This is a genomic window from Bacillus sp. 7894-2, from assembly GCF_002272225.1.
Taxonomy (GTDB): Bacteria; Bacillota; Bacilli; order Bacillales; family Cytobacillaceae; genus Cytobacillus.
The window spans coordinates 18,808-43,585 of record NZ_NPDG01000057.1; the positions used below are offsets into that span (position 1 = coordinate 18,808).

26 protein-coding genes are annotated in these 24,778 nt (G+C 41.0%); 15 read left to right on the plus strand and 11 right to left on the minus strand.

Annotation, left to right across the window (positions count from 1 at the left end; genetic code table 11):
* Positions 1 to 10 precede the first annotated feature (10 nt).
* The 3 genes from CHI10_RS08040 to CHI10_RS08050 all read left to right on the plus strand — a co-directional run bounded on the left by CHI10_RS08040 (position 11) and on the right by CHI10_RS08050 (position 4,302).
* The gene (locus CHI10_RS08040) at positions 11 to 1,525 is read left to right on the plus strand and encodes a coproporphyrinogen III oxidase (RefSeq protein WP_095243808.1); all 1,515 of its coding nucleotides are present in this window, start codon (positions 11 to 13) and stop codon (positions 1,523 to 1,525) included.
* A 146-nt stretch (positions 1,526 to 1,671) separates the two neighbouring features.
* Complete coding sequence (locus tag CHI10_RS08045) at positions 1,672 to 3,294, plus strand: long-chain fatty acid--CoA ligase (protein ID WP_179288980.1); 1,623 nt, start codon at positions 1,672 to 1,674, stop codon at positions 3,292 to 3,294.
* Positions 3,295 to 3,510: 216 nt separating this feature from the next.
* Positions 3,511 to 4,302, plus strand: coding sequence for an enoyl-CoA hydratase (locus CHI10_RS08050; RefSeq protein ID WP_095243811.1), 792 nt, complete (start codon positions 3,511 to 3,513; stop codon positions 4,300 to 4,302).
* A gap of 46 nt (positions 4,303 to 4,348) precedes the next feature.
* On the opposite strand, the gene CHI10_RS08055 is transcribed toward CHI10_RS08050, so the two are convergent.
* Positions 4,349 to 4,534, minus strand: a complete 186-nt coding sequence (locus CHI10_RS08055) for a YhzD family protein (protein WP_095243812.1) — start codon at positions 4,532 to 4,534, stop codon at positions 4,349 to 4,351.
* A 156-nt stretch (positions 4,535 to 4,690) separates the two neighbouring features.
* Between CHI10_RS08055 and CHI10_RS08060 the strand changes: the two genes are divergently transcribed.
* Together CHI10_RS08060 and CHI10_RS08065 are read left to right on the plus strand one after the other, a co-directional pair.
* Positions 4,691 to 5,590, plus strand: a complete 900-nt coding sequence (locus CHI10_RS08060; protein WP_095243813.1) for an ABC transporter ATP-binding protein — start codon at positions 4,691 to 4,693, stop codon at positions 5,588 to 5,590.
* The gene (locus CHI10_RS08065; RefSeq protein ID WP_095243814.1) at positions 5,583 to 6,833 is read left to right on the plus strand and encodes an ABC transporter permease; all 1,251 of its coding nucleotides are present in this window, start codon (positions 5,583 to 5,585) and stop codon (positions 6,831 to 6,833) included. Before CHI10_RS08060 ends, CHI10_RS08065 begins: the two co-directional genes overlap by 8 nt.
* Positions 6,834 to 6,883: 50 nt before the next feature.
* On the opposite strand, the gene CHI10_RS08070 is transcribed toward CHI10_RS08065, so the two are convergent.
* Complete coding sequence (locus CHI10_RS08070; RefSeq protein WP_095243815.1) at positions 6,884 to 7,516, minus strand: LysE family transporter; 633 nt, start codon at positions 7,514 to 7,516, stop codon at positions 6,884 to 6,886.
* Positions 7,517 to 7,714: 198 nt separating this feature from the next.
* Between CHI10_RS08070 and CHI10_RS08075 the strand changes: the two genes are divergently transcribed.
* The 4 genes from CHI10_RS08075 to CHI10_RS08090 all read left to right on the plus strand — a co-directional run bounded on the left by CHI10_RS08075 (position 7,715) and on the right by CHI10_RS08090 (position 13,450).
* Complete coding sequence (locus tag CHI10_RS08075; protein ID WP_095243816.1) at positions 7,715 to 8,935, plus strand: metallophosphoesterase family protein; 1,221 nt, start codon at positions 7,715 to 7,717, stop codon at positions 8,933 to 8,935.
* Positions 8,936 to 8,958: 23 nt separating this feature from the next.
* Positions 8,959 to 11,952: an ATP-binding protein gene (locus CHI10_RS08080; protein WP_095243817.1), complete on the plus strand. Its 2,994-nt coding sequence runs from the start codon at positions 8,959 to 8,961 to the stop codon at positions 11,950 to 11,952.
* Positions 11,953 to 12,197: 245 nt separating this feature from the next.
* Positions 12,198 to 13,142 carry a 3'-5' exoribonuclease YhaM gene (yhaM, locus tag CHI10_RS08085; protein WP_048010717.1) on the plus strand — a complete coding sequence of 315 codons (945 nt, stop codon included), beginning with the start codon at positions 12,198 to 12,200 and terminating at the stop codon, positions 13,140 to 13,142.
* Between the two features lie 122 nt (positions 13,143 to 13,264).
* Entirely contained in the window at positions 13,265 to 13,450 is a 186-nt protein-coding gene (locus CHI10_RS08090; RefSeq protein WP_061794339.1) for a sporulation YhaL family protein, read from the plus strand.
* Between the two features lie 49 nt (positions 13,451 to 13,499).
* Here the strand turns inward: CHI10_RS08090 and CHI10_RS08095 are convergent, their stop codons facing one another.
* Entirely contained in the window at positions 13,500 to 14,390 is an 891-nt protein-coding gene (locus tag CHI10_RS08095) for a peptidylprolyl isomerase (protein ID WP_095243818.1), read from the minus strand.
* 379 nt (positions 14,391 to 14,769) lie between these two features.
* Between CHI10_RS08095 and CHI10_RS08100 the strand changes: the two genes are divergently transcribed.
* On the plus strand, positions 14,770 to 14,853 hold the full coding sequence (locus CHI10_RS08100) for a YjcZ family sporulation protein (RefSeq protein ID WP_064503397.1): 84 nt from the start codon (positions 14,770 to 14,772) through the stop codon (positions 14,851 to 14,853).
* A gap of 64 nt (positions 14,854 to 14,917) precedes the next feature.
* Positions 14,918 to 15,010, plus strand: coding sequence for a YjcZ family sporulation protein (locus CHI10_RS08105; RefSeq protein WP_035326930.1), 93 nt, complete (start codon positions 14,918 to 14,920; stop codon positions 15,008 to 15,010).
* A 77-nt stretch (positions 15,011 to 15,087) separates the two neighbouring features.
* On the opposite strand, the gene CHI10_RS22630 is transcribed toward CHI10_RS08105, so the two are convergent.
* The 4 genes from CHI10_RS22630 to CHI10_RS08125 all read right to left on the minus strand — a co-directional run bounded on the left by CHI10_RS22630 (position 15,088) and on the right by CHI10_RS08125 (position 17,406).
* Entirely contained in the window at positions 15,088 to 15,267 is a 180-nt protein-coding gene (locus CHI10_RS22630; RefSeq protein ID WP_009331432.1) for a hypothetical protein, read from the minus strand.
* 150 nt (positions 15,268 to 15,417) lie between these two features.
* Entirely contained in the window at positions 15,418 to 15,966 is a 549-nt protein-coding gene (locus CHI10_RS08115; protein WP_095243820.1) for a DUF3267 domain-containing protein, read from the minus strand.
* A gap of 229 nt (positions 15,967 to 16,195) precedes the next feature.
* Positions 16,196 to 16,768, minus strand: coding sequence for an HTH-type transcriptional regulator Hpr (locus tag CHI10_RS08120; protein WP_095243821.1), 573 nt, complete (start codon positions 16,766 to 16,768; stop codon positions 16,196 to 16,198).
* Positions 16,769 to 17,055: 287 nt separating this feature from the next.
* Entirely contained in the window at positions 17,056 to 17,406 is a 351-nt protein-coding gene (locus CHI10_RS08125; protein WP_095243822.1) for a YtxH domain-containing protein, read from the minus strand.
* 187 nt (positions 17,407 to 17,593) lie between these two features.
* On the opposite strand from CHI10_RS08125, the gene yhzF reads away from it, so the two are divergent.
* A complete protein-coding gene (gene yhzF / locus CHI10_RS08130) occupies positions 17,594 to 17,785 on the plus strand; it encodes a membrane protein YhzF (protein WP_353615965.1) in 192 nt (63 codons plus the stop codon).
* A gap of 48 nt (positions 17,786 to 17,833) precedes the next feature.
* Here the strand turns inward: yhzF and CHI10_RS08135 are convergent, their stop codons facing one another.
* From CHI10_RS08135 to CHI10_RS08145, 3 genes are all read right to left on the minus strand, one after another.
* Positions 17,834 to 18,361, minus strand: a complete 528-nt coding sequence (locus tag CHI10_RS08135) for a tryptophan transporter (RefSeq protein ID WP_095243823.1) — start codon at positions 18,359 to 18,361, stop codon at positions 17,834 to 17,836.
* A 117-nt stretch (positions 18,362 to 18,478) separates the two neighbouring features.
* Positions 18,479 to 19,561, minus strand: coding sequence for a 3-phosphoserine/phosphohydroxythreonine transaminase (gene serC, locus CHI10_RS08140; protein ID WP_095243824.1), 1,083 nt, complete (start codon positions 19,559 to 19,561; stop codon positions 18,479 to 18,481).
* A 161-nt stretch (positions 19,562 to 19,722) separates the two neighbouring features.
* Positions 19,723 to 20,142: an HIT family protein gene (locus tag CHI10_RS08145; RefSeq protein ID WP_095243825.1), complete on the minus strand. Its 420-nt coding sequence runs from the start codon at positions 20,140 to 20,142 to the stop codon at positions 19,723 to 19,725.
* Between the two features lie 624 nt (positions 20,143 to 20,766).
* On the opposite strand from CHI10_RS08145, the gene CHI10_RS08150 reads away from it, so the two are divergent.
* The 3 genes from CHI10_RS08150 to CHI10_RS08160 all read left to right on the plus strand — a co-directional run bounded on the left by CHI10_RS08150 (position 20,767) and on the right by CHI10_RS08160 (position 23,510).
* Positions 20,767 to 21,507, plus strand: a complete 741-nt coding sequence (locus tag CHI10_RS08150) for an ABC transporter ATP-binding protein (protein WP_076261122.1) — start codon at positions 20,767 to 20,769, stop codon at positions 21,505 to 21,507.
* Positions 21,500 to 22,720 carry an ABC transporter permease gene (locus CHI10_RS08155; protein WP_095243826.1) on the plus strand — a complete coding sequence of 407 codons (1,221 nt, stop codon included), beginning with the start codon at positions 21,500 to 21,502 and terminating at the stop codon, positions 22,718 to 22,720. The genes CHI10_RS08150 and CHI10_RS08155 overlap by 8 nt, the downstream gene beginning before the upstream one ends.
* Positions 22,721 to 22,784: 64 nt before the next feature.
* Positions 22,785 to 23,510, plus strand: coding sequence for an EcsC family protein (locus CHI10_RS08160; RefSeq protein WP_095243827.1), 726 nt, complete (start codon positions 22,785 to 22,787; stop codon positions 23,508 to 23,510).
* A 37-nt stretch (positions 23,511 to 23,547) separates the two neighbouring features.
* On the opposite strand, the gene CHI10_RS08165 is transcribed toward CHI10_RS08160, so the two are convergent.
* Positions 23,548 to 24,756 carry a M20 family metallopeptidase gene (locus CHI10_RS08165; protein WP_095243828.1) on the minus strand — a complete coding sequence of 403 codons (1,209 nt, stop codon included), beginning with the start codon at positions 24,754 to 24,756 and terminating at the stop codon, positions 23,548 to 23,550.
* Between the last annotated feature and the right edge of the window lie 22 nt (positions 24,757 to 24,778).

Sequence of the window (24,778 nt, forward strand, 5' to 3'; positions counted from 1 at the left end):
GGTGATAGATTTGAACATATCAATTTTAGGCATAAAGGATGAACGGTTCCATCGTCCGCTCCGGCTGATCGGAAACCTCTTTTTTGAAGAATGTGAAGTGTTGCTGGGTGAGAATGCTGCAGCAGATTTGACAATTTCTTTTCAGCTTGAGCAGGGAGATCGCATTAAAGCCTTTGCTAAGCTTACTGATAAAGACAGCAGGAACCTTACTGCCACTTTTGAAAAAGAATTTGTTCCGGCTGAGTCAGAAAAAGAGACTTTCAGACAAGTGAAGAATGCAGTATCACATGTATACCTGACTGTTTTGCAGGACTGGACGGGCATTACCCAGAAGTGGGGGATTCTGACCGGAGTACGTCCCACAAAATTGCTTCACCGTGCCATGCAGAATCAGACACCTCTCCAGGAAGCTCATCATCAGCTGAAGGAAGAGTACTTGATTACAGATGAAAAAATTCAGCTTATGCAGAATATTGTAGACCGGCAGCTTGCTGTGGTACCGGATCTTTATGACTTGAAAAAAGAGGTAAGCATATATATTGGCATTCCGTTCTGCCCGACAAAGTGCGCGTATTGTACTTTTCCTGCTTATGCGATTAATGGCAGGCAGGGTTCTGTTAACTCATTTCTTGGCGGCCTTCATTTTGAAATGCGCAAAATTGGTGATTGGCTGAAAGAAAATAATGTGAAAATCACCACTGTCTATTATGGCGGAGGGACCCCGACAAGCATTACGGCAGAAGAGATGGATATGCTTTATGAGGAAATGTATGAATCTTTCCCGGATGTAAAAAACATTCGGGAGGTCACTGTGGAAGCAGGCCGTCCTGATACGATTACACCTGAAAAGCTTGAAGTGCTTAAAAAATGGAATATTGACCGTATCAGCATTAATCCTCAGTCCTATATTCAGGAGACCTTGAAAGCAATTGGCCGTCACCACACAGTGGAAGAAACCGTGGATAAATTCCATTTGGCCCGTAATATGGGCATGAACAATATCAATATGGATCTGATCATTGGATTGCCTGGAGAAGGGGTTCAGGAATTTGCGCATACTCTGGGTGAAACAGAGAAATTAATGCCGGAATCCCTGACTGTTCATACTTTATCCTTTAAACGAGCTTCGGAAATGACTAAGAACAAGCAAAAATATAAAGTTGCCGATCGTGAAGAGATTGAAAAAATGATGGACATGGCTGAGGATTGGACGAAAGTTCATAATTACCATCCTTATTATCTCTATCGCCAGAAAAATATTCTCGGCAATCTTGAAAATGTCGGCTATGCCCTTCCAAATCAGGAAAGCATCTATAACATTATGATTATGGAAGAACAGCAGACAATTATCGGGCTTGGGTGCGGAGCTTCCAGTAAGTTCATTGATCCCGGGACAGGAAAAATCACTCATTTTGCAAACCCGAAGGATCCAAAATCGTATAATGACAGCTTTGAACATTATACAGATGAGAAATTGAAAATATTAAAAGAGCTATTTAATAAACATGAATCCCTTGCCGAATAGGCGGGGATTCTTTTAGTGAATATATTTTGGAAAATTAAGAAAAATATTAAAGGAATTCTTGAAAATAAAGAGAATGAATAGGTACAAGATCATAGATTTCTATGTTTCTAAATGTAAGCGTTTTCTAAAAAGGGGGAATTGTAATGATGATGCAGACACCTTTGACTATGACGCAAATGATCAGGCGGGCAGAAAAATATTTTCCAAAGAAAACGGTCGTATCAAGAACGGCTGGCGGAATTCAGAGATTGACATATAAGCAGATTGCAGAAAGGACCAGGAAGCTGGCAGAAAGCCTGCAAAAGCTGGGAGTGGAAAGAGGGGATAAGGTCGGGACACTGGCCTGGAATCATCATCGCCACCTGGAGGCTTATTTCGCCATCCCATGCAGCGGAGCCGTTCTTCACACGATTAATATCCGTCTGTCACCTCAGCATATTACATATATTATTAACCATGCAGAAGATAAAGTGCTGCTGATCGACCCTGACATTGTACCGCTAATTGAGAAGGTTAAGGATAAATTGAAGACGGTCAAGGCGTTCATCATTATGACAGATGAAGAAGAATTGCCGGAGACTTCTCTTTCGCCGGTATATCATTATGAAAAGCTTATCGATGAAGCAGGCGGTGCCTATGAATATCCTGATGATCTGGATGAAAATTCGGCAGCGGGAATGTGCTATACCTCAGCAACTACTGGTAACCCTAAAGGGGTCGTCTATTCCCACAGAGGCATTGTTCTCCACAGTATGGCGCTTGGGATGGCAGACAGTGCAGCGGTAAGCGAGAAAGATATCGCTCTCCCGGTAGTGCCGATGTTTCATGTAAACGCGTGGGGGCTGCCGTTTGCTGCTGTCTGGTTTGGAACCACTCTTGTATTGCCGGGGCCATATTTTACACCTAAACTTCTGGCAGAGCTTATTCAATCTGAGAAAGTTACCATAACAGCCGGAGTGCCGACAATCTGGCTTGGATTATTAAAAGAACTTGATGAAAATAACTATGATATGAGCTCACTCCGATCGGTGCTATGTGGAGGTTCAGCAGCGCCAAAAGGCATGATTAAAGCCTTCGAGCAAAAGCATAAAATTCCATTCATGCATGCCTACGGAATGACTGAAACAAGCCCGCTTGTTGTTATTTCGACTTTAAAAAGCTATCAGGAAGAGCTTTCAGCAGAAGAGAAGCTGGATATAAAATCCAAACAGGGCATTCTTGTACCTGGGCTGGAAATGAAGATTGCCGGCAAGGATGGCGAAGCAGCATGGGACGGAAAGGAAATGGGGGAACTAGCGATAAGAGGCCCATGGATTGCTTCTGAATATTATAAGGATGAACGGACCAATGAGGCATTCCGTGATGGCTGGCTCTACACAGGAGATGTCGTAACCATTGATGAAGAAGGGTTTATGAAAATCGTTGACAGAACAAAAGATTTAATTAAAAGCGGAGGGGAGTGGATTTCTTCCGTTGATATCGAAAATGCCTTAATGGCTCATGAATCGGTATTTGAAGCAGCGGTTGTTGCTGTCCCGCATGAGCAATGGCAGGAGAGGCCGGTGGCATGCGTTGTTTTGAAAGAGCCATTTAAAGGGCAGACCACAAAAGAGGAGCTTTATAATTTCCTGAAACCGCAATTTGCAAAATGGTGGCTTCCGGATGAAATACTTTTCTTTGAGGAAATACCAAAAACCTCTGTAGGAAAGTTCCTAAAAATGGCTTTAAGAGAGCAGGTCCAAAAAGAATATACAGGACATGCAAAGTAAATATGGGTCATTTACAGCATCCTTTTGGGATGCTGTTTTTAATATCATCAAATTAGTTTTTGGCTTAGCTAAATGGGTCAATTACAGTTCTTTCTGAGAGAGCGTATCGAGGAAGTGACAAATAAGTGACAAAATTAAAAATTTTTAGACAAAAAGCTTTTTAAATATAATAATACTCTTTATAATAAAAGAAGCATTTAAAGGAGGGGAAAGATTTTGACAACAGATTTTGTAACTGATACTGTAAGTGTTCAGCTTGATGGGCGTGTGGCGGCGGTTGAAATGAACAGGCCTGAATCATTGAACGCATTGAATGTAGAAATGCTGAAAGGGCTTTTGGCTGCCATGAAAGATATTGGCCAAAGAGATGAGATTGATATTGTTGTATTGAAAGGAAGGGGGCGCGCATTCTCCTCAGGCGGGGATATTAAAACAATGCTTTTGGAAACAAATGAAAGCGATTTCCCGGATGTGATGGAATGCATCAGCGAGCTGGCTGTAACTCTTTATAGCATGCCGAAGCTGACCATCAGTGCTGTAACAGGGGCAGCTGCCGGTTTGGGACTCAGCCTGGCACTTGCCACTGATTATATAATGGCAGACAGGAACAGCAAGCTTGCCATGAATTTTATTGGAATTGGCTTAATTCCTGACGGTGGGGCTCACTTCTTCCTGCAGCAGCGCATTGGCGAAGAGAAAGCGAAGCATTTAATCTGGGAAGGAAATGTGCTTACTGCAGATGAAGCACTAAAAATGGGGCTGATTCACGAAATAGCAGAAGCTGATTTAAGCACGGCAGTTGATGCAAAATTAAGCCAATGGCTGAACAGACCAACAGAAGCAATGATTAAGACAAAGAAAATTCTTGCTGATAAAAACCGGCCGCTCCTGCTGAAAGTGCTTGAGCTCGAAAAGCTTGGTCAGCATAAAATGCGGCAAACAGAGGATCACAAAGAAGGAATCCAGGCCTTTATTGAGAAAAGAAAGCCTGTGTTTAAGGGGAAATAAAGATTGATAGAAGAAAAGCAAAGAGCTGAGCCCTTTGCTTTTCTTCCTATCTATGAAACAAAATCAGCTTGCCTGCAGGAGAAGTGCAGCGGTGAGTTTTCTCATTCAGCCCTTTTTCCTTAAGGAGATTTTCTCCAACACTCTTAGCTTCGTCATCAGAAGCTGCCTGGAATGCTTCATCCAGTATCTTTTCCCCGTCCTGTTCAAATGCAGTAAGCTTGTAAGTCTTCATAATGGGACACCCCTCTTATTATAAAATTCAGATAGTTACTATTATTCTTGCATAATTTCTTAGAATGTGCAAAATTTATTCGGAAAAATAGTTTTATATGAGGGAACTTTTTCCCATTCTGTACGTATTGCTAAATAGGAAAAGGAGGAATTCAATATGGCTTTAGAGCTTGAGCATGTAACAAAGCGGTTTGGTAAGTTTACGGCAGTGGATGATTTGTCACTTTCTATTCCCGAAAGTGAGATGTTTGGATTCCTGGGGGCGAATGGCGCCGGTAAAACAACGACCTTTCGAATGATACTGGGACTACTGGATCCCAGTGGAGGAAAGATTACGTGGAATGGAAATCCCATCGATTATTCAACCAGCCCGCTGATAGGCTACCTTCCTGAAGAAAGAGGCTTATATCCAAAGCTGAAGGTCAAAGATCAGGTTATCTATTTAGCTAAGCTGAGAGGGATGGCAAAGCAGGACTGTTTAGAGGAATTAACTTATTGGCTTGAGAGATTCAAAGTTCCTGAATATGCCAATAAAAAAATTGAAGAGCTTTCAAAGGGAAACCAGCAGAAAATCCAGTTTATTACTGCAGTTATACATAAGCCAAAGCTTTTAATTCTGGATGAACCATTCAGCGGACTGGATCCGGTTAATGTAGAACTGCTGAAGGATGCTGTACTGGAGTTAAGGGATAACGGTACAACGATTGTTTTTTCCTCACATAGGATGGAGCATGTAGAAGAGCTTTGTGAGCATTTATGCATCATGCAAAAAGGACGGCCGGTAGTGCACGGGTCTTTAAAAGAAATTAAACGTTCCTTCGGCAGAAAGAATCTGGTTATCCATGCCGATTATGATTTGAGCTTTTTAAAGGATAGCAGGGGAGTGGTGAAAGCCAGACAGACAGCTGAGGGCATTCAGCTGCAGATTTCCGGTGAAGATGCCGCTGAAGCCATTTTCAAAGAGGTTGCAGAGAAGGGGTTTGTCCGTAAATTTGTTTTGGAAGAGCCGTCTCTGAATGATATTTTTATAGAAAAGGCTGGTGCTTCCTATGAATAACTTTATGACGATTCTTCTTCATACTTATTTAAGCAAGCTGAAGACCAAGTCATTTATTGTTACGACCCTCATTACTGTGGCGATAGTTGCAGGGCTTGCCAACTTATCCGGTATTATTGATTATTTTAATAAGGATGATGAAGAACGAATTGCAGTAATCGATGAGACAGGGGTGCTGTTAGCTCCTCTTCAGGAACAAATGGATGCCCTGAATAACAAGATATCTTTAATTGCCTACAAAGGGTCAGAGGCAGAAGGAGAAAATGCTGTTAAGGATGAAAAGTATAAAGGACTTTTACTGTTATCCTTTACAGAAGAAGAGCTGCCTGAAGCAGCCTATAAAGCAAGAAGTATAGCCGATTCAGCCATCCCATCCGAATTGCAGGGCGGGCTGCAGCAGCTGAAAACGCAAATGGCCGCCACTCAAATAAACCTTAGCCCGGAGCAATTAAGCAAACTGTATGAGCCGGTGCCTTTTGATAAGACCGCTCTTGAAGAAAACGCTAAAACAGAAGAAGAACTGAATCAGGCAAGAGGACTTGTTTATGTTCTGTTATTCATCATTTATTTTGCAGTCATCTTATACGCTAATATGATTGCCATGGAGGTAGCGACAGAAAAGTCTTCCCGTGTCATGGAAATACTGATATCCAGTGTCTCGCCAATCAAGCAGATGTTCGCAAAAATATTGGGAATCGGGCTGCTTAGTCTGACACAGATGGCTCTCATTCTATTAGTCGGTTATTTTTCAGTCAAACAGAATCTTGATACGATGGAAGGCGGCTTTTTTGAATTCTTTGGATTTGGAAACATTCCGGCTTCGACTATCGCTTATGCACTCATCTTTTTCATTCTTGGATATTTCCTTTACGCCACACTGGCGGCTTTTCTTGGTTCGCTTGTAAGCAGGATTGAAGATATCCAGCAGATGATTACTCCAATGACTATGATGGTTGTGGCAGGCTTTATGATTGCTATGTTTGGCTTAGGCCAGCCGGAAGCTTCCTTTGTAACGATCACGTCTTATATTCCATTCTTTACTCCGATGCTCATGTTCATGAGAGTGGGGATGCTGTCACTGCCGGTATGGGAGCCGATTCTTGGAATTGCGATCCTTCTAGTTTCCATTATACTGCTAGCTGTCTTTGGAGCGAGAGTCTACAGGGGCGGAGTATTGATGTATGGCAAATCCAATTCATTTAAAGATATTAAAAAAGCATTACAGCTTACTAAAAACGAATAATCTGATAAAAGCTCCGTCTTTAAGAAACGGAGCTTTTTCCATGTAATTCGTTATGCAAATAATGCCTTTAAACCTTCAAATGCAAAATAAGCTCCAAATCCAATTAGCGATAATCCTGAAAGAATCGATATAACGATGATCCCTTTAGAGGTCAGGAAACGCCGAAACCCTGTAGTTAACCCTGCAACAAATAAATCCCATAGCATGAGTCCCAGAAAAATCATAGTACTGTATAAAAAGAGCTCTGTTTTTCCATAGGCTGCGGCTGTTTTTGCAAGTACAGATCCGTAAATGCCAAGCCAGAACAGAATGGAAAGAGGACTGGATATGGACATAATAAACCCGGAGAAAAAGCATTTAAACAGGGAATCCTGGCTGCGCACATAGCTTATGGAAATTTTATTGGCATTTACAATACTTTGGAACCCCGTATATAAAAGAATAAATCCTCCAAAAAGCCACAGGAAGATCAGTACAACAGGGGTGTCCAAAAAGTGGACGAGTCCAAGGTATACAACCAGCATATAAAACCCATCAGCAAACATCGAACCCACTCCAACAATCCACGCATGCCAAAATCCATTTTTGATCCCTTTTTCAAGCCTGACGGCATTAACCGGCCCAATTGGAGCTGCCAGAGACAGTCCGAGAAACACATAACTTAAATAAATTCCAATTCCCAATATACCACTCCGCCCTTAAAGTTCTCCTTGAAGTTTTATGCGGTCCTCAAGAAAGAGTCTTGTACATTTTTATGCACAAGCTTCCCTGTCTAAAACTAATTAAGAAAATCAGTAAAGATATAAATCATTTCGGATAGGAACGTGCATTCGTTTTTTGGATGAGGTAAAATGAAAGAAAAGGAATGAAAGGAAGTTTCCATGAAAAGGGTTACGTTTATTCACGCTGCTGACTTGCACCTGGATAGTCCAATGTCCGGTTTGAAGCATTTGCCCGGAGCCATATTTAAAAAGCTTCAGGAAAGTACCTTCGATGCATTTACTAAAATAATTGACTTAGCCATTTTCCATGCTGTTGACTTTGTCATCTTAGCCGGGGATTTATTTGACGGTGAAGACAGGAGCATAAAGGCACAAACCCGTTTTCGTAAGGAAATGGAAAGGCTGGCGGAATGCGGGATTGCTGTTTATGCAGTCCATGGTAATCATGACCATATGGATGGCCGATGGGCCCATTTGCCAATGCCGGAAAATGTCCATATTTTTTCCCATGAGGTTGAAGCGGTAAAGCATACTGCTGAAAATGGTACATCTGTTCATCTCTACGGTTTCAGCTACCCTAAGAGACATGTGCTGGAAAGAATGATCGATCAATACAGCAGGGCAGATGGAGCTGATCTGCATATTGGAATACTTCATGGCTCTTCTGAAGGCAGCAATGATCATGATCCATATGCACCGTTCCGAATAAATGATTTGCTGGGAAAGAGCTTTGATTATTGGGCTCTTGGGCATATACATAAACGGGAAATCATCATTTCCCAGCCGCCAGTCATTTACCCCGGTAATATACAGGGAAGAAACCGGAAAGAAACAGGTCCGAAAGGATGCTATTTAGTTGAGCTTGATAGTTCTGGTGCGAAGACAGAGTTTCTGGAAGCCGCTCCTCTTATCTGGGAAAATGCAAAAATAGATGCTTCCGGATTGGAGAATTATCAGGATGTTTATGAAACTTGCTTAAATTTGATGGAAGAAAAACGGCAAAACAGGCAGGGAACATTCCTAAATCTGACACTTGCAGATGCATGCATGCCAGATCACGAATTAAGAAGCATAACCAATGGCGAGCTCATCGAAACACTGCAGGAGGAAGAGGCAGATGAGGAATCATTTGTATGGATTTCCGGTATCACAGTAAATGAAAAAAGAATGTGGAATAAGGAAAAGCTTGCACATGAATCAGATTTTTTCAGTGAGCTTTTTAAAACTGCGGATCACTTTGGAGAGTGCAGTGAAAGTTCTTTGTCCTTGTATTCACATCCCCTGGCAAGAAGATTTTTGAACGAGCTCACTAAGGATGAAAAACAGAGAATCGCGGAGGAAGCCGAAGCACTGCTGGTGGGCCTATTATACAAAGCTTGAGGACAATGAATGGAGGTGGACCCTTGATAATTACAGACATACATATTTACGGTTATGGAAAGCTTACTGACTTTATACTTGACGATATTCAATCCCTGCAGGTTATTTACGGAGAAAATGAGGCGGGCAAATCAACCATCATGTCTTTTATTCATAGCGTTCTTTTTGGCTTTCCGGCAAAGACTCAATCGGAATTAAGGTATGAGCCTAAGGAAGGAGCGAAATATGGCGGCAGAATTACCGCTGTTTTTCCTGATAGAGGGAAGGCGGTCATAGAGCGGGTTAAAGGCAAAGCGTCAGGTGATGTCAGCGTCCTTCTTGAGGATGGCACCAGGGGAGGAGAAGGCCTTTTAGGCGAACTCCTTCACCATATTGATAAAAACTTATATCAGTCTATTTTCTCTTTTAATATTCATGGACTGCAAAATGTGAACCAAATGAAGGGTGAGGATTTGGGCAGGTATTTGTTTTCAGCAGGTTCACTGGGTACGGATCATCTCGTTACTGCTGAAAATATACTACAAAAGGAATTGGAAAGCCGCTTTAAGCCAAATGGAAAAAAGCCAACCCTTAATGTAAAGCTGAAAGAGATGAAGCAGCTGCATCGGGATTTGAAAAAAGCAGAGCAGAATAATGAACATTATTGGATATTGCTGCAGGAAAAAGATAGTATCGCAAACGATTTACAGAGAATACAGCATGAGTTGGAGCAATACCAGCAGAAGCTATCCCGTCTAAAAGAGTGGAAGGAATTCTATCCTTTATTAGCTATGGAGCAGGAGCTGATTAAAGAAAGGGGAAGATTTGGAGATGTGTCTTTTCCGGCAGATGGGCTTTCTTTATTGGAGAAGCTTGAAAGCCTGATAAAGCCGCTGGAAGGACGAAGAGCCAGTCTGGAATCCAGAATAAACATTTTGGAACAAGAGCTGGAAAGCAGTCAGCCTGATCTTTTGCTCTTAAATCATGAGCCGCAAATCAATGCAGCAGTTGAAGGGCTGCCGCTGCTGGGTAGATTAATTCAAGAGGATAAAGAATTATCGATAAAACTGGGAAATATCTCAGATGAAATAATAAATCTTCAGGAAAGACTTCATCTTCAAATTGACGAACAGCAGCTTGAACAGGCTGATACGAGTGTTTTTATGAAGGAAAAGATTAATGCGGTTAATTCCCGGCGAAATCATCTGCAAGCAATGAAACTGGAGTTGGACGGGCGGTTTAACGATGAAACGTCGGCGCTGGAGAATACGGAACAGAAACTTGGCGAATTGACAGAACTGCTTCTTACGGAGGACGAACGTGCTGCCATTAAAGAAACACTGAGCTTCACCTCGAATAAGCACAATATCGAAAAAGAGCTGCAGGATATACAGGAAAGGCTTCAGTTCCTTCACAAAACAGAAAAAAAGGAACAGGAAAAAAGACAGCAAAAAGCATACCGGGAAAAAAGGCAGCTTTTGTTTTTGGGAGTTCTGTTTGCAGCTTTTGCAGGCTGGGGAATCTTTAGTCAATTATGGGTGATTGCAGGTGCAGGTTTGATAGGCGCAGCCTTTTGTTTTACAAGTGCAAACAAAAAGGAGCCTAAGAGAGAGGATAGCTTTATTAAAGATGAGATAAAATCACTGAGTGAAAAAGAAAAATCACTGCATGAGAAATCGCAGCATCCTGACATTCAGCATGCTGCGAGCCTGGAGGCACAGCTGAAGAAAGACAGTGAAAGGCAAAATCAGCTTATCCAATTACAATTTCAGCTTGAACAAACAAATGAAAAATATGAAAAGGTCATTAACTCCTTTGAAAAATGGGAAAAGGAATCTGCCGAACTTGAATCTGAACTCCTGCAGCTGGGGAAACAGCTGCTTCTTCCTTCTGAAGTTGCCAAAAACTACTTAAGCGAGGCTTTTAGTCTGATTGAAAAGCTGAAAGTTCTTACCAGGGAAAAAAAATACACCCTTGAAAGAAAGGCATCAGCAGAAAAGGGAATCAATGAGAAGCTCCAAACTTTTCAAAAGCTAAAGTCTCTATTAAATAGCGAGCCGGGAAGTATTCAGGAAGTCGGCTATCAACTGAAAAAAAGGCTGAAGGAAGAAACCGAGAAACAGATAAAGCAGGGTGAAAAAGAAGCCAAGCTTCAAGAGTTAAAGCTGGAACTCAGCACAGTGCTTGCCGAACTTAGCCACTTCCAAAATGAATGCAGGAACCTGTTCCGAAGCGCAGGCACTGATAATTCAGATGAATACCGGGAAAAAGCAGCTGAAGCACAGAGATTAGCAGAACTTGAGGAACAGATAAAACAGGTCCGCAAGCAAATGAGCCTTAACTCTTTTTCACAGGAGGAAATCGGCGAATATTTCAATGTGACAAAACCGGAAGCAGAGATTCAAGCCGTCAGCGAAAAAGCTGCTCGGCTCAAGGAAAGTATTCCTGGTCTGCAGACCAAGCTTGCAGAAGTAAAGCATGAAATTGGAATTCTTGAAGAGGGCGGAACATATGCGGAACTTCTGCATAAATTCGCTTTGCTGAAATCTGAGTTTGAAGCAGAGGCAAGGGAGTGGGCAAAATATGCTGCTGCCAAGGATATATTAGATCGGACGATAAGAAGCTTTAAAGATGAGCGCTTGCCAAAAATGCTGGATAAAGCAGAGCACTATCTTTCTTACTTAACCAATGGCCGCTATGTACGGATTTTTCCTAAAGAGGAAGGGAGCGGTTTTCTCATAGAAAGCAGGACAGGAGCAGTTTTTGAAGCAAAGGAGCTGAGCCAGGCGACTGCGGAACAGATATACGTATCGTTTAGACTTGCACTCGCCATGACAATTTATGGTAAATACCCATTTCCGATTATTATTGATGACAGCTTCGTGAATTTTGATCATGTCCGAACAGAAAGAATGATTACCCTGTTAAAAAGCCTGAAAAATCGGCAAGTTTTATTTTTCACTTGTCATAAGCACCTTCTGCCGTATTTTCAGGAAGAACAGATACAGTCCGTTAGAAAGGAAAAACTGTCTGTCTAATGATAACTGAGGTGCCTTTCCTTAAGACATCGAGAGGATTTGCTGCATTTGTATTAATTGAACCCATTCATGAAAAAGTGAATGGGTTTTAATGGCGGGCAAGTGACATGATTAATTTAGGAGAGTGCCGTATCTGTATGGTATACTAGGTTAATAGAATTGCATGTTTAAAGAGGCTGCAAAAGATTTGTCTATTTCTGATTGCCTATTTTAAACAACCTCGTGAAGGGAGCGTCGGCGCGCGTATGTCAAAAGGAATTGTTTATTACGAAGTAGGAGAACAAATCGAGCTTTTTCTGCTCATCAAAAATGCAACTAAGGGAATTGCGAGTAATGGAAAGCCGTTCTTGACCCTTATCTTCCAGGACCAAAGCGGGGAAATTGAAGCAAAGCTTTGGGATGTGTCTGATGAAGATGCCAAAAACTACAGTCCTGAAACCATTGTAAAAGTGGCAGGGGATATTTTAAATTACCGTGGACGCAATCAGTTAAGAATCCGCCAAATACGGCCGGCCTCTCCAACTGATCCAGTGAAGCTGGCAGACTTTCTCGAAACAGCACCCTTAAGTACTGATGAAATGATGAGTAAAATCACTCAATATATATTTGAAATGAAAAATCCGAACATCCAGCGGATTACCCGCCATTTACTGAAAAAGCATCAAAAGGACTTTCTTGAATACCCGGCTGCTACCAAGAACCATCATGAGTTCGTTTCCGGTCTTGCCTATCATGTTGTTTCCATGCTGGATTTGGCTAAAGTAATTTCCGGTTTGTACCCAAGCCTCGATAAGGACTTATTGTACGCTGGAGTCATCCTGCACGATTTAGGGAAAATTACAGAGCTGTCCGGACCGATTTCAACATCCTACACAATAGAAGGAAACCTGCTAGGGCATATAACCATTATGATCAACGAAATAGGAAAAGCTGCTGAGGAACTGGGAATCAGCGGTGAAGAGATTATGGTCCTTCAGCACCTGGTCTTGTCCCATCACGGCAAAGCAGAATGGGGCAGTCCGAAGCCGCCATTAATCAAGGAAGCAGAAATTCTTCATTATATTGATAATATTGATGCAAAAATGAATATGCTTGATAGAGCTCTTGAGAGGGTAAAACCTGGAGAATTCTCGGAGCGGGTATTTGCTCTGGATAACCGTTCATTCTATAAACCTAGTTTTCATAAATAATAAATGCCATCCTTCCTAATGGGAAAGGATGGCATTTTTAGTGTCTGTCATCATATTTTTTCCGGTTCAGCATACATTTTATAGTAAATGGACAACCATATGAAAAGAAAGAGGGGAAACAGATGATTCCAATTTGGGTATATTTTGTTGCAGCCGGAATCGTTATAAGTGCATATATGGCGGTAAGGACAGGCAGGGAAGAGAAAAAAGTGGAGCATGACAGCATAGAACGCGAGGGTGAAATTTATATGAAGCGTCTTGAACGGGAAAAAGAAGAGCGGAAATCCGCTAAAGCATCAGCAGGCTGACTTTAATAACATAAAAAAAACGGGACTCCAGCATGGAGCCCCGTTTTTTTTATTTCGCTTCAGTTCCACCTTCACCTTCAGCTTCAGGTTTATCAAGAACCCCTTTTAGTTCCTTATCTTTAATATCAACATCAGCAGCCTTTAGTTCACGATCCATTGCCTGCTGTATTTTCTCGCCATCAAGCTTGGAGACTTTTACTTGATATTCCATTTCCTTCTTCATTTCATCAAAGGACTTTTTCTCTTTTTTCTCAGTTACCTGAATTATATGGAAACCATGTTCTGATTGAACAGGAGCGCTGATTTCATTCACATCAAGGGCATAAGCTGCCTCTTCGAATTCAGGAACCATTTTACCTGGTCCAAACCAGCCTAAATCTCCGCCATTTGCAGCAGATCCAGGATCTTTAGAATATTCTTTGGCCAGATCTTCAAACTTTCCGCCTTCATCAAGCTTTTTCTTTACTTCATTCGCCGTTTTTTCATCCTCTACCAGGATGTGGCGTGCTTTAATTTCCGGCTTGTAGTTATCGTAGTATTCTTTCACTTCTTTTTCTGTTGCTTCAATATCTTTAATAGCGGCTTTTTCCTGGAGTAAGCCTGTTTTAAAGGTTTCCCTTAAATCTTCTTCATCCTTATAGCCATATTGCATAAGTGCCATCTCGAAGTTAGCACCAAGCTGCTGTTTTAGTTCATCAATTTTCTCGTTAAGTTCTTTGTCTGTTACTTTGTATTTATCAGAAAGAACTTTTTCATAAATGAGCTCCTGGAGCGCCTGTTCGCCGTATTTTTCCTTCATTGCTTCATAAAGCTCGTCCTTTGTAATGTTTCCGCTCTTTGTTTCAACAACGACATCTCCTGAGTCGCCGCCGGTGCTGCTGCATGCGCTTAATCCAATTACTCCGGCTGCAATGGAGAGCGATAGCATCCATTTCTTCATGTTGAACACTCCTAAATTAATTTTCAAATTTGGCTCTGGTGAGCTTGACTGCTGTCTTCTGCTGAATTTTTAGACTTCTTAAAAACCAGCAATTTCCTTCACAGTGCCTTCATTTATCACATTCTCTACTATACCATAAATGAAAAAAATAACAAAAGAAGAAAGTAATGCTTGGTCCATAAACCATTGTTTTTTAAAAAAAATTGGGTGTTCGCCCATCCCATTCAGGACAATTGTACATATGATACATGGAATCCTCTGATGAGAGGTTTCAAATTCAAGCAGCCTAAAAAAGTTTGGATAGCCGGGATAGTAGCCTATCCGACCACAGAGGCAAATGAATAGGATATGGTAGCAGCCTAAAGGGGAGGTGTTATCCATGGGTGCAGGATACGGCGGAGGTTTCGCGTTAATCGTTGTATTGTTTATCTTATTGATAATTGTAGGCGCAGCTTGGCTGTAAGCCTAGTTTGGGTATAGAGTCCATCTGCTGGGCTCTGTGCCGCAAATCGAAAGGAGGATTCCAAATGTCCGGAGGAAGCGGATACGGCGGAGGTTTTGCGCTAATTGTCGTGTTATTCATTTTGCTGATCATCATAGGAGCATCTTGGCTTTACTAAGATAAAAACCTTCACAATATAAAAAGCGGCGGAAATTTTCCGCCGCTTTTGCTCATGGTAAGAGCGCTTAGGATATCCTAAGCATACAAGATTTCTACAAATGAAGAGATTAGCAATATGGTGATAAGAATATTAATGGTTCTGAATACTTTGGGCTGCCGTTCCTCAGGAATCTCTTTTTGGAGACAAAGTGAATTTGTCATCTTGTTGATATAAAATAAAATAAAAACGGCAAAAATAATAAAGATGGAGATCATCCAAGATTCCCTCCTTGGGCAGTCATATGATTGCTGTAACATGTTTTGTCTGTTAATTACAATAACAAAGTTCACAAAAAAAAGATAGTATTTAAGATTGCCTGTCAGGTAAGTAAAAGGTATCCTTTGTCAGGATACCCGGGATTTTTGCTAATGGTTCGAACGAAGTAAAATCTCAAATCCATCTTCATTTTCTTCTACAAAAGATTGATTTGGAGCATAAAGGACGTTTTTTGCGCAGACAATGTCAGAAAAAGACAGGCCTGCATGGAAAGCAAACAGAATGACTAAATAATGTACATAATGAGGAAAAACAAAGCAAGCAGCCAGAATCAGGCTGTTTATAATGAACATAGGGGCCAGAGTGGCAGTCAAGAAAAGCCGTTTTGAAATAGGCTCCGTTATTCGAATATATATAATTGGCATAAATCCATATTTAATTATCAGCTGTTTTTTTACGATTATTCCAAGGTGTGCAATCGGAAGATAGTGAAGCAGCTTATGGACTGGGTACATCAGCCATAGTCCCGCTGCAAAGAAAATGAAATAATTATCGTAAAAGGAGCCCGGCATAAATACATACGTTGCAGGAACATATGTAAATATGAAAGTAGCCAGCATAGTTAAGGAAGACAAAATAAAAAGTCTCTGCGATCCATATTGCTTCGTGAAGTTAATCGTCTTCCAGCAATTCATCATAAAAATACCTCCACAAGGAGTAAAATAGTAATCTTTCAAACTCACTTATGATACTTTACGATGAATAAATAAAAAAATCAATAGGGAAAACAAACAGATTTTGTCGAATAAAAACTTTACTAAAATGAAACCAATGTGAAGCGGTGAGCAACCGTTTTCATAAATACAAAGCGAATGCATGTGATTCGCTTTGTAAGGGTTTACATATTGATGGAAGGAACTTTATTAATTAAACAAGTTCCTTTTCTGCTTGTTTTTTCTTTAATTTGCCCTCATCTTCATCAAATTGATTTTCAAGGTTTGCAAAAGATTTTTCAAAGATCTCCATGAAATCGTCACCATATATATTACGGACTATCGCCATGATTTCGATGATGTCAGGAAATTTTCCATAAAGCTCTCTTAGTGGCATTGCACCAGAGAACACGGCGTTTTTTTCAGGTGAATAGGTTTCCATAAGACTTAATAATACCTTTTCGCCATCCTCAGTCAATTTAATATAGGTATTTCGTTTATCGCTTTCTTTCTTAGAAAATTGAAGAAAACCCCGTTCTTCGAGCTTTTTGGAGAAGTTGAATGCAGTTGAAACATGCATTACACCAAACTTGGCAACATCGGAAATTGATGCTCCGTTTAAATGATAGGCAATCCATAAAATATGATGTTCATTAATGTTTAAATCGTAGGGTTTAATCCATTGCTGCCAATCTTTTTCTATAGACTTCCACAGGGCTTTACTCAGCTGTGCCACTCGCTGGCTGAAAATCATTGCTTCCTTTATAGAAATTGCTTTGTCCGACATTCAAAAGTTCACCTACTTTGTAAAATTAATTATTCTGGCTATTCAGCCGGAAGTTTATTTTTCTTTTATAGTATCATTATGCCAATAAAACAAAAATTAATAAAGATATAAATTTACAAAATTTTTAGAAATATAATTAAATATTTCTACAAAAGGCTTAAGGTCAAGGGATGAAAGCCAATTTAAAGTTTTAAAAAAATTTGAAGCATTTTAATAATATATTAGTTTTCGTTCAAAAATAAAAAAATCCTTCTTTTTAACCAAAGAAAAAAGAAGGGTTTTTTTATTTATTTTATATTTGTTTCAAGTTCGTGTATGGCTGCTTCAATTTCCTGCAATTCACGCTGCAGCCTGTGCTGATGGGGAAGAATCTCGTTTTTCCAATTGCTGATTGAATATTTGATGTCACTTGAGAATTCCTTAAAGGCTGTTTTACCTTCCTTAGAAGCAAATGAAGCGGAATCCTTTATGGCCATCAATTCGGTTTTTAATTCTAAAAGCTGCTCTTTCAGAAGGTTTGTGTTTTCTTTTAACTGCCGTCGGGTATCCCTTCCAGGAGCAGGTGCAGTTAATAGGGTGGATATGCCGGCTGCAGCACCGCCAGCTAATAGTCCAAGCAATAACGATTTGGCTTTCATAACCATCACCTCAGAATCTTATTTATATGTCTATTTTACTACAATCTTCATTTTTCTAAAGCTGAAAATGAAAAGTGTTCTATTTATATCTATATCACAAAACATATAAGAGTAAACCATATCCTCATAGCTCACGGCAAACAGGCATACAATTCAATAGAAGAAGTATTTTACGAAAGGGGGAGGCATGTTGTCCGGTGCAGCGGCGGGAATTTTTGCATTAAGTGTGGTGCTGTTTTTAGGAGGTATCCATTTTTTCCTTTCAATAAAGAAACCCGGAGTCTATCCTCCGAAATATGTTCTAAAAAAAAGGGCGGCTGCTTTAGCGGCAGGCGGGGCGTTTTTGTTCCTGCTGGGTCTGATTGTCGGCAGTTTCTAAATAGTTTTCAAATAAAAAAGCCCGCTTATTTGCGGGCTTTCTGTATAATTATTGGCTGATCGTCACTTTAGTCAGCTTCGTTCTGTTTGCGATTGATTGTGCTACAGGATAAAGGATTACCATTGCAGCGGTGTTAACTGCAGCTGCAGGAAGTACAACTGCTGCAAATAATGCAGTGAAAGGCCCCGGCAGTCCGACAATCAGGTATGCCGAAGTTAAAAACACTATTCCGGATACAATTGTTCCTGCTGCTGTTAAGACAGCTGCACTGACGATATTCTTCCTGAATTTCTTTACGATCAGGAACAAGGCGAAAAAGGTGAATGCAGTAACCGGCTTATCAATGATATTCGGGATTAATCCTCCAGGAAAGGTTGTGGTAAATCCGGAAATCAGGCCTGTGACTAAACCTAAAAGCAAAACGCTTCTGGTGTCTGGAAAAAGGATTATTCCTAAAAACATCATGGTAAGCATCATGTCCGGTTTCATTCCGAGAAAGAACCCTGGAACAACGGCATGAAGCACTGCGCCCATCCCGACCAATAGGGATAAGGCCACTAAATTTTTTGTATTCAATTCTCATCTCTCCTCTGCTATTCTCTGTCGTCTCTCCTGCAGTGCACTCTTTGCCTGCAGCGAAAAACTTTAACTCATTATAACATATATCACTGGAATTCAAAGGTGCTATATTTTTTAATTATTATTTTTAAAAGCTTTCATAAAGGCGGCCAGCTTTTCAACATGGTGCTCTGGCACAGCATTGTAAATGGATGCGCGGCAGCCGCCAATAGAACGGTGCCCCCCAAGCCCGACGAATCCTGCTTCTTTTGCCTGTTTCTGAAATTCCCTGGAGAGATCTTCGCTGTGAAGATTAAAAGTAACATTCATACGGGACCTGCTGTTTTTATGGGCATGCCCTATGTAAAAGCCTTCACTTTCATCAATAACATCATAGAGCATTTTTGCCTTCTTCTCATTGGCCTTTTCAATCTGCTCAAGGCCGCCTATCTGCTCTGCCCACTGAAGCACAAGTGACAGTAAATAGATTGAAAGAGTAGGAGGTGTGTTATATAAAGAGTTGTTATTGGCAAATGTATTGTAATTCAGCATTACAGGGAGCGTTTCAGAAGATCTTTTTAATAGTTCTTTTCGGATAATGACTACTGTTACACCGGAAGGGCCGAGATTTTTCTGGGCACCGGCATAGATCAAATCAAATTGGTCTACTTTCAAAGGACGGCTTAAAATATCGCTTGACATATCTGCTACTAATGGTGTTTTTTTATTTGAAGGAAAGATTTGCCATTGTGTGCCGTAAATTGTATTGTTGCTGGTAATATGAAGATAGGCAGCATTGTCCGGCATATCATCTTGACTAAATTTGGGGATAAAGCTGTATTTTTGATCCTTGCTGGAAGCAGAAATGACAGTTTCGCCAATTTTATCTGCTTCTTTTAAAGCTTTCTCTGACCAGGAACCACTAAGAACATAATGGGCTGCCTGGTCTTTTCCCAGCAGATTCATCGGCACCATGGAAAACTGGAGACTGGCCCCGCCCTGAATAAATAGCACTTCAAAGTCATCCGGGATGGCCAGCAGCCTTCTTAAGCGTGTGATTGCCTGATCATGTACTGCCTGATATTCCTTGCTTCTATGGCTCAACTCCATAATGCCCATTCCTGTATTGCCGAAGTTCAGCAAACTTTTTTCCGCTTCTTTTAATACCTCTTCCGGCAGGGCTGCGGGGCCTGCATTAAAATTTAGAGCACGGTACATTTTTCTCCCTCCAAATATAAAATCAATTCACTATAACGCTGTGAAGAAATAAAGATAGTTAATATGTTAACAAATTATATTGATTTGTACAGAGAAAAAAATGAACATTTTGAAAAATTGGAGAAAAAAATCCTCCCTGCAGAAACAGGAGGATCAAAGGGTTATAGATGTTTTTTTATGGCATCAGAGATTTCCTTGAGATCTGTTGCTGAGTAATCAGATTGATGTGATTTCCACACAACCCCTAAGCCATCTCCATCACCATAACGGGGAATAAGATGGGAGTGGAAATGGAAAACGGTCTGCCCGGCGTGTTCACCGTTGTTATTAATTAAATTCAGGCCAATTGGATCGAATTCGGCCTTGATGGCTCTGGCAATCTCCGGCACAGCTTCGAAATAGTTCCGGGCTGTTTCAGCATCCATCTCATACAAGTTTTCTTTATGTACTTTCGGAATGACAAGTGTATGCCCTTTTGTGACCTGGCTTATATCCAGAAATGCCATCACATGGTCATTTTCAAAAACTTTGGCTGAAGGAATCTCGCCATTGATTATTTTACAGAAAATACAATCGTTCATTATGTCAGCTCCTAACCAAATTTCTTTTTCACAATTCTACCATATCCTCCAAAAAACAAAAAAGCAAAAGTGGATGGATAGTATTATCCATAAAATAAAAGGCAGGATCCGCTTGGAATCCTGCCTTCGTGAAGGGGAAGCTTCTATTGGTACGTTTCTACTTCAGGTAAATTCTCTTTAACAAACACCTCATTTATGAATGAATTGTGTTCATATCTAGAGAAAATCGATCTTTGTTCAATCGGACCATCCCCTTATTTTCTTTATAAGCTTTTACAGGCGTATAAAGCATGGATGATAGTCTTTAACAAACACCTCATTTAAAAATGACTTAGTGACCACTTTCGGGTAAAGCGATCAAGTGTTTAAGATCATCAGGTTTCATGTGCAATGCAACCATCCCCTTATTAGGAACGTTTGAAGCTTATACTGAAAGGAAACTGTCTGCGACAGACACCTCATTTCAAGTTTTGATCATCTGAATGATGTTCAAATGATTTGTTTCCCCTTCATAGATTAGAATGTCCCGCCCCGAAATTTATATACAGGAATTTTGCCCAAACTGGACAATTTACTTTGGCTTTTTTTACAATGGACTTATACATAGTAGGAAGGACGTTGAGAATGGCGCTGCTTGAAATTAAAAACGTTACCGGCGGCTATACGAGAAACCCGGTCTTAAAGGATGTCTCCTTTGAAGTGGGTGAAAATGAAATCGTCGGCCTGATTGGCCTTAATGGAGCCGGAAAAAGTACGACCATCAAACATGTAATTGGCTTAATGGAACCGAAGGAGGGCGAAATATCGATTAATGGCATGCAATTCCTTAAGGATAAGGAAGGATATCGCAAGCAATTCACTTTTGTTCCGGAAACCCCGATTTTGTATGATGAACTGACACTCGAAGAGCATTTGCGTATTACAGCCATGGCATACGGTCTGCCTGAAACAGAGTATAAACAAAGAGTAGAAACACTGCTGAAGGAATTCAGAATGGAAAAAAGGCTGAAATGGTTTCCAGCTCATTTTTCTAAAGGGATGAAACAGAAAGTAATGATCATGTGCGCTTTTTTGGTGCAGCCGTCATTATACATTGTTGATGAACCATTTGTAGGTCTGGACCCGCTTGGCATCCAGTCACTTCTCGATTTGATGAAGAAAATGAAAGAGAGCGGTGCCGGCATTCTTATGTCCACCCATATTCTGGCGACGGCTGAAAGGTATTGTGATCGTTTTGTGATTTTACATGAAGGCAAAGTAAGGGCGAAGGGAACTTTAGCGGAGCTGCAGCAGCAATTTGCAATGCCGGGAGCAACCCTAGATGATTTATATATCCAGCTCACAAAGGAAGAAGATTATGTTTGAAGAAAAACAATTATGGAAGGAGAGATTCGGGAGGACAGTCAAAGAGCTTTCCCGCTATCTCCGTTATATCTTTAATGGCCATATTGTCATTGTCATGGTGTTTCTTCTGGGAACTGCAGCTTTTTATTATCAGGAGTGGATAAAAACCCTGCCCGGTGATTTTCCTGCTGCTGCGGTTATAGCAATCATCTTAGCTCTCCTGGTTACATACAGCCCGATTTATACATTTTTTTCTGAAGCAGATAAAATTTTTCTGCTGCCGCTTGAAGACAGGCTTTCAGGTTATTTCAGACGTTCGATGGCAGTCAGCTTTTTTGTACATTCATATCTCCTTGTTATGGGGCTGGGAGTTTTATTGCCCTTGTATGCAGCGGTGAATGATGGCAATTTTAAAGTGTTTTTACCCTTTCTGCTGATTCTGCTGACTCTAAAAATGATCAATTTACTGATACGTTGGAAGATACAATATTATATCGAAACAAGCGTACACATACTGGATGCATGTGTCCGTTATGCTGTTAACGCTGTGTTTTTATATTTTCTTTTTAGCGGTGCTTCCCCCATTTTTATGCTGGCAGCAGGTGTGCTGCTGATCCTGCTGTATTTGTTCTTTACCATGAAATCCAGGGATAAAGGGCTGAAATGGGAATATTTGATTGATCAGGAAGAGAGAAGAATGACATCCTTCTACAGGCTGGCCAATATGTTTACAGATGTTCCAAAGCTGAAAGACCGCGTAAAAAGACGGAAGTGGCTTGATTGGCTGCTTTCAGGTATCCCATTTAAACAGGATGCAACTTTTAAAAACCTTTATGTCCGTACATTTCTCCGTTCCGGTGATTACTTCGGTTTATTCATTCGTTTAACCATTATTGGTGCTGGAGCAATTTATTTAATTTCTTATGGTATGGGACAAATCCTGCTTGTGCCGTTATTCATGTACCTAACCGGATTTCAGCTGCTGCCCTTATGGAACCATCATCAGGATAAGCTGTGGGTGAATTTATATCCGGTTAAAGGGAATGTACAGGAGAAGTCCTTTAAACAGCTGCTGACAGGAATCCTTTATGTTCAGGCATTCTTTTTATCGCTTGCTGTACTGGCAAATGGCGGATGGCTGGCCTCTCTATTGGCTTTAGCCGTTGGAGTTTTATTTGCATACGTATATACTCATATCTATATTCAGAAACGGCTGTCTGGCAGCCGTGCTTAAAATGAAACTATTGCTGTCTTTTGTGCGTATATAGAGTCATCCTGGAAAAAAGGCAGGTAGAAAAATGAAGGAGTATGAATTAAAGGCATATAAAGAAATTGATGAATGGAAGAGACGGATTAACAAGCGTTCCAGTATGCTGAATCGCCTTTCCAAAAAAGCTCAAACAAAGGTAAATAGTATAATACCTGAAAAAGCTCATCAAATAATCACAGACAGCATAAAGAATATGGTAAAGGCCACTTTGATTGGATCAAATGCACTCACCAGAAAAAAACAATCTGCCGGCCGCAGCCTGGAAATGATGGATCACATGCTTGAAGAGAAGGTTGCAGCTTACCGCAAAACAGCTGCTGTCGAAGGTGCAGGAACCGGGGCAGGGGGAATTCTCCTTGGCATTGCTGATTTTCCATTACTGCTGAGCATTAAGATGAAATTTCTTTTTGAAACTGCTTCCATCTATGGATTTAACACAAATGAATATGAAGAACGCCTGTTTCTCCTCCACGTTTTTCAGCTCGCTTTTTCCAGTGATGATAAAAGGAAAGAAACGCTGAAGCTGGTTGAAGAATGGGATGACAGGAAAGAAACATTGGGTGACATGGACTGGAAGGTATTTCAGCAGGAATACCGGGATTATATCGACTTTGTCAAAATGCTCCAGCTGGTGCCGGGTATAGGTGCTGCTGTCGGGGCGTATGCAAACTATAATTTGCTTGACCACTTAGGTGAAACCGCTAAAAATGCTTATCGTCTGCGGATATTAAAAACAGCCCCAAGGCCTGATTAGGCTTGGGGCTGTTTTTAACTTACACTCGAATTTCTTCTTATTGTCCTACTTCTACAGAGTCCTTGCTTTCCTGATAGCTATGATAGTTTAAAGCTGCTGTTCCCAGTGTTTTTGCTGCGATTAGCATGGCTTTTTCATCAATATCAAATTTGGGGTGGTGGTGCGGGTAATTTTCTGATGTATTTTCAGGTCTTGCCCCGGTAAAGAAGAAGGTGCCTTTCACATGCTGCAGATAGTATGCGAAATCTTCACCGCCCATTTCAGGGTCTGTCTCTTCTGTCCATTTGACTTCATCAATTTTCCCAGCCAGTTCAGCCAGGTATTCAGTCTCCCTTTTATGATTTATAACTGCAGGGTAGCCTCTGTGGAACCGATACTCATAGTCACTGTCTGCTGTGTAGCATGTTCCTTTGACAATGCGCTCGATTTCCTCTTCGATATTAGTGCGGACATCCTCGTTAAATGTGCGGACAGTACCAATCAATTTTGCTCTATCTGCAATTACATTAAATGCGTTATCAGCTACGAAAGAACCAACTGTTACAACAGCAGAGTCAATTGGATTTACTTTTCTGCTGACGATTTGCTGAAGATTGACAACCAGCTGGGAGGCAGTTACTATTGCATCTTTCGTTTTGTGAGGCTGTGCTCCGTGCCCGCCTTTTCCTTGGATGGTAACTTCAAATCTGTCTGCTGCCGCCATAAATGGGCCAACCCGATATTGGATCTTCCCTGTTGGTTCTGATGCCCACAGATGAGTTCCAAAAATGGCATCGACACCCTCAAGGCAGCCATCTTTGATCATCGAAATTGCTCCGCCCGGGGCATATTCCTCGGCGTGCTGGTGAATCATTACATATGTACCTTCTAATTCATCGCGAAGTTCATTGAGCGCCTTCGCCAGTACAAGTAAAGTGGCCGTGTGTCCATCATGTCCGCAAGCATGCATTACACCAGGGATCAATGATTTATATGGGACATCCTTTTCATCCTGGATCGGAAGTGCATCAAAATCGGCTCTTAAAGCGATGGTCTTTCCTGGTTTGCTGCCATGAATTCTGGCAACCACTCCATTTCCCCCTACATGGCTCCGGACTTCAATTCCCAGATTTTCATAAAAGGTTTTGATATAGTGAGCGGTCTTTTCTTCCTTAAAGGATACTTCAGGATTCTGATGAAGATAGCGCCGGATGGAGACCATTTCATCGTAATAGCTTTCCAGTTTTTTAAATAGTGATTCAGACATGATTTCCTCTCCTATCGATGTA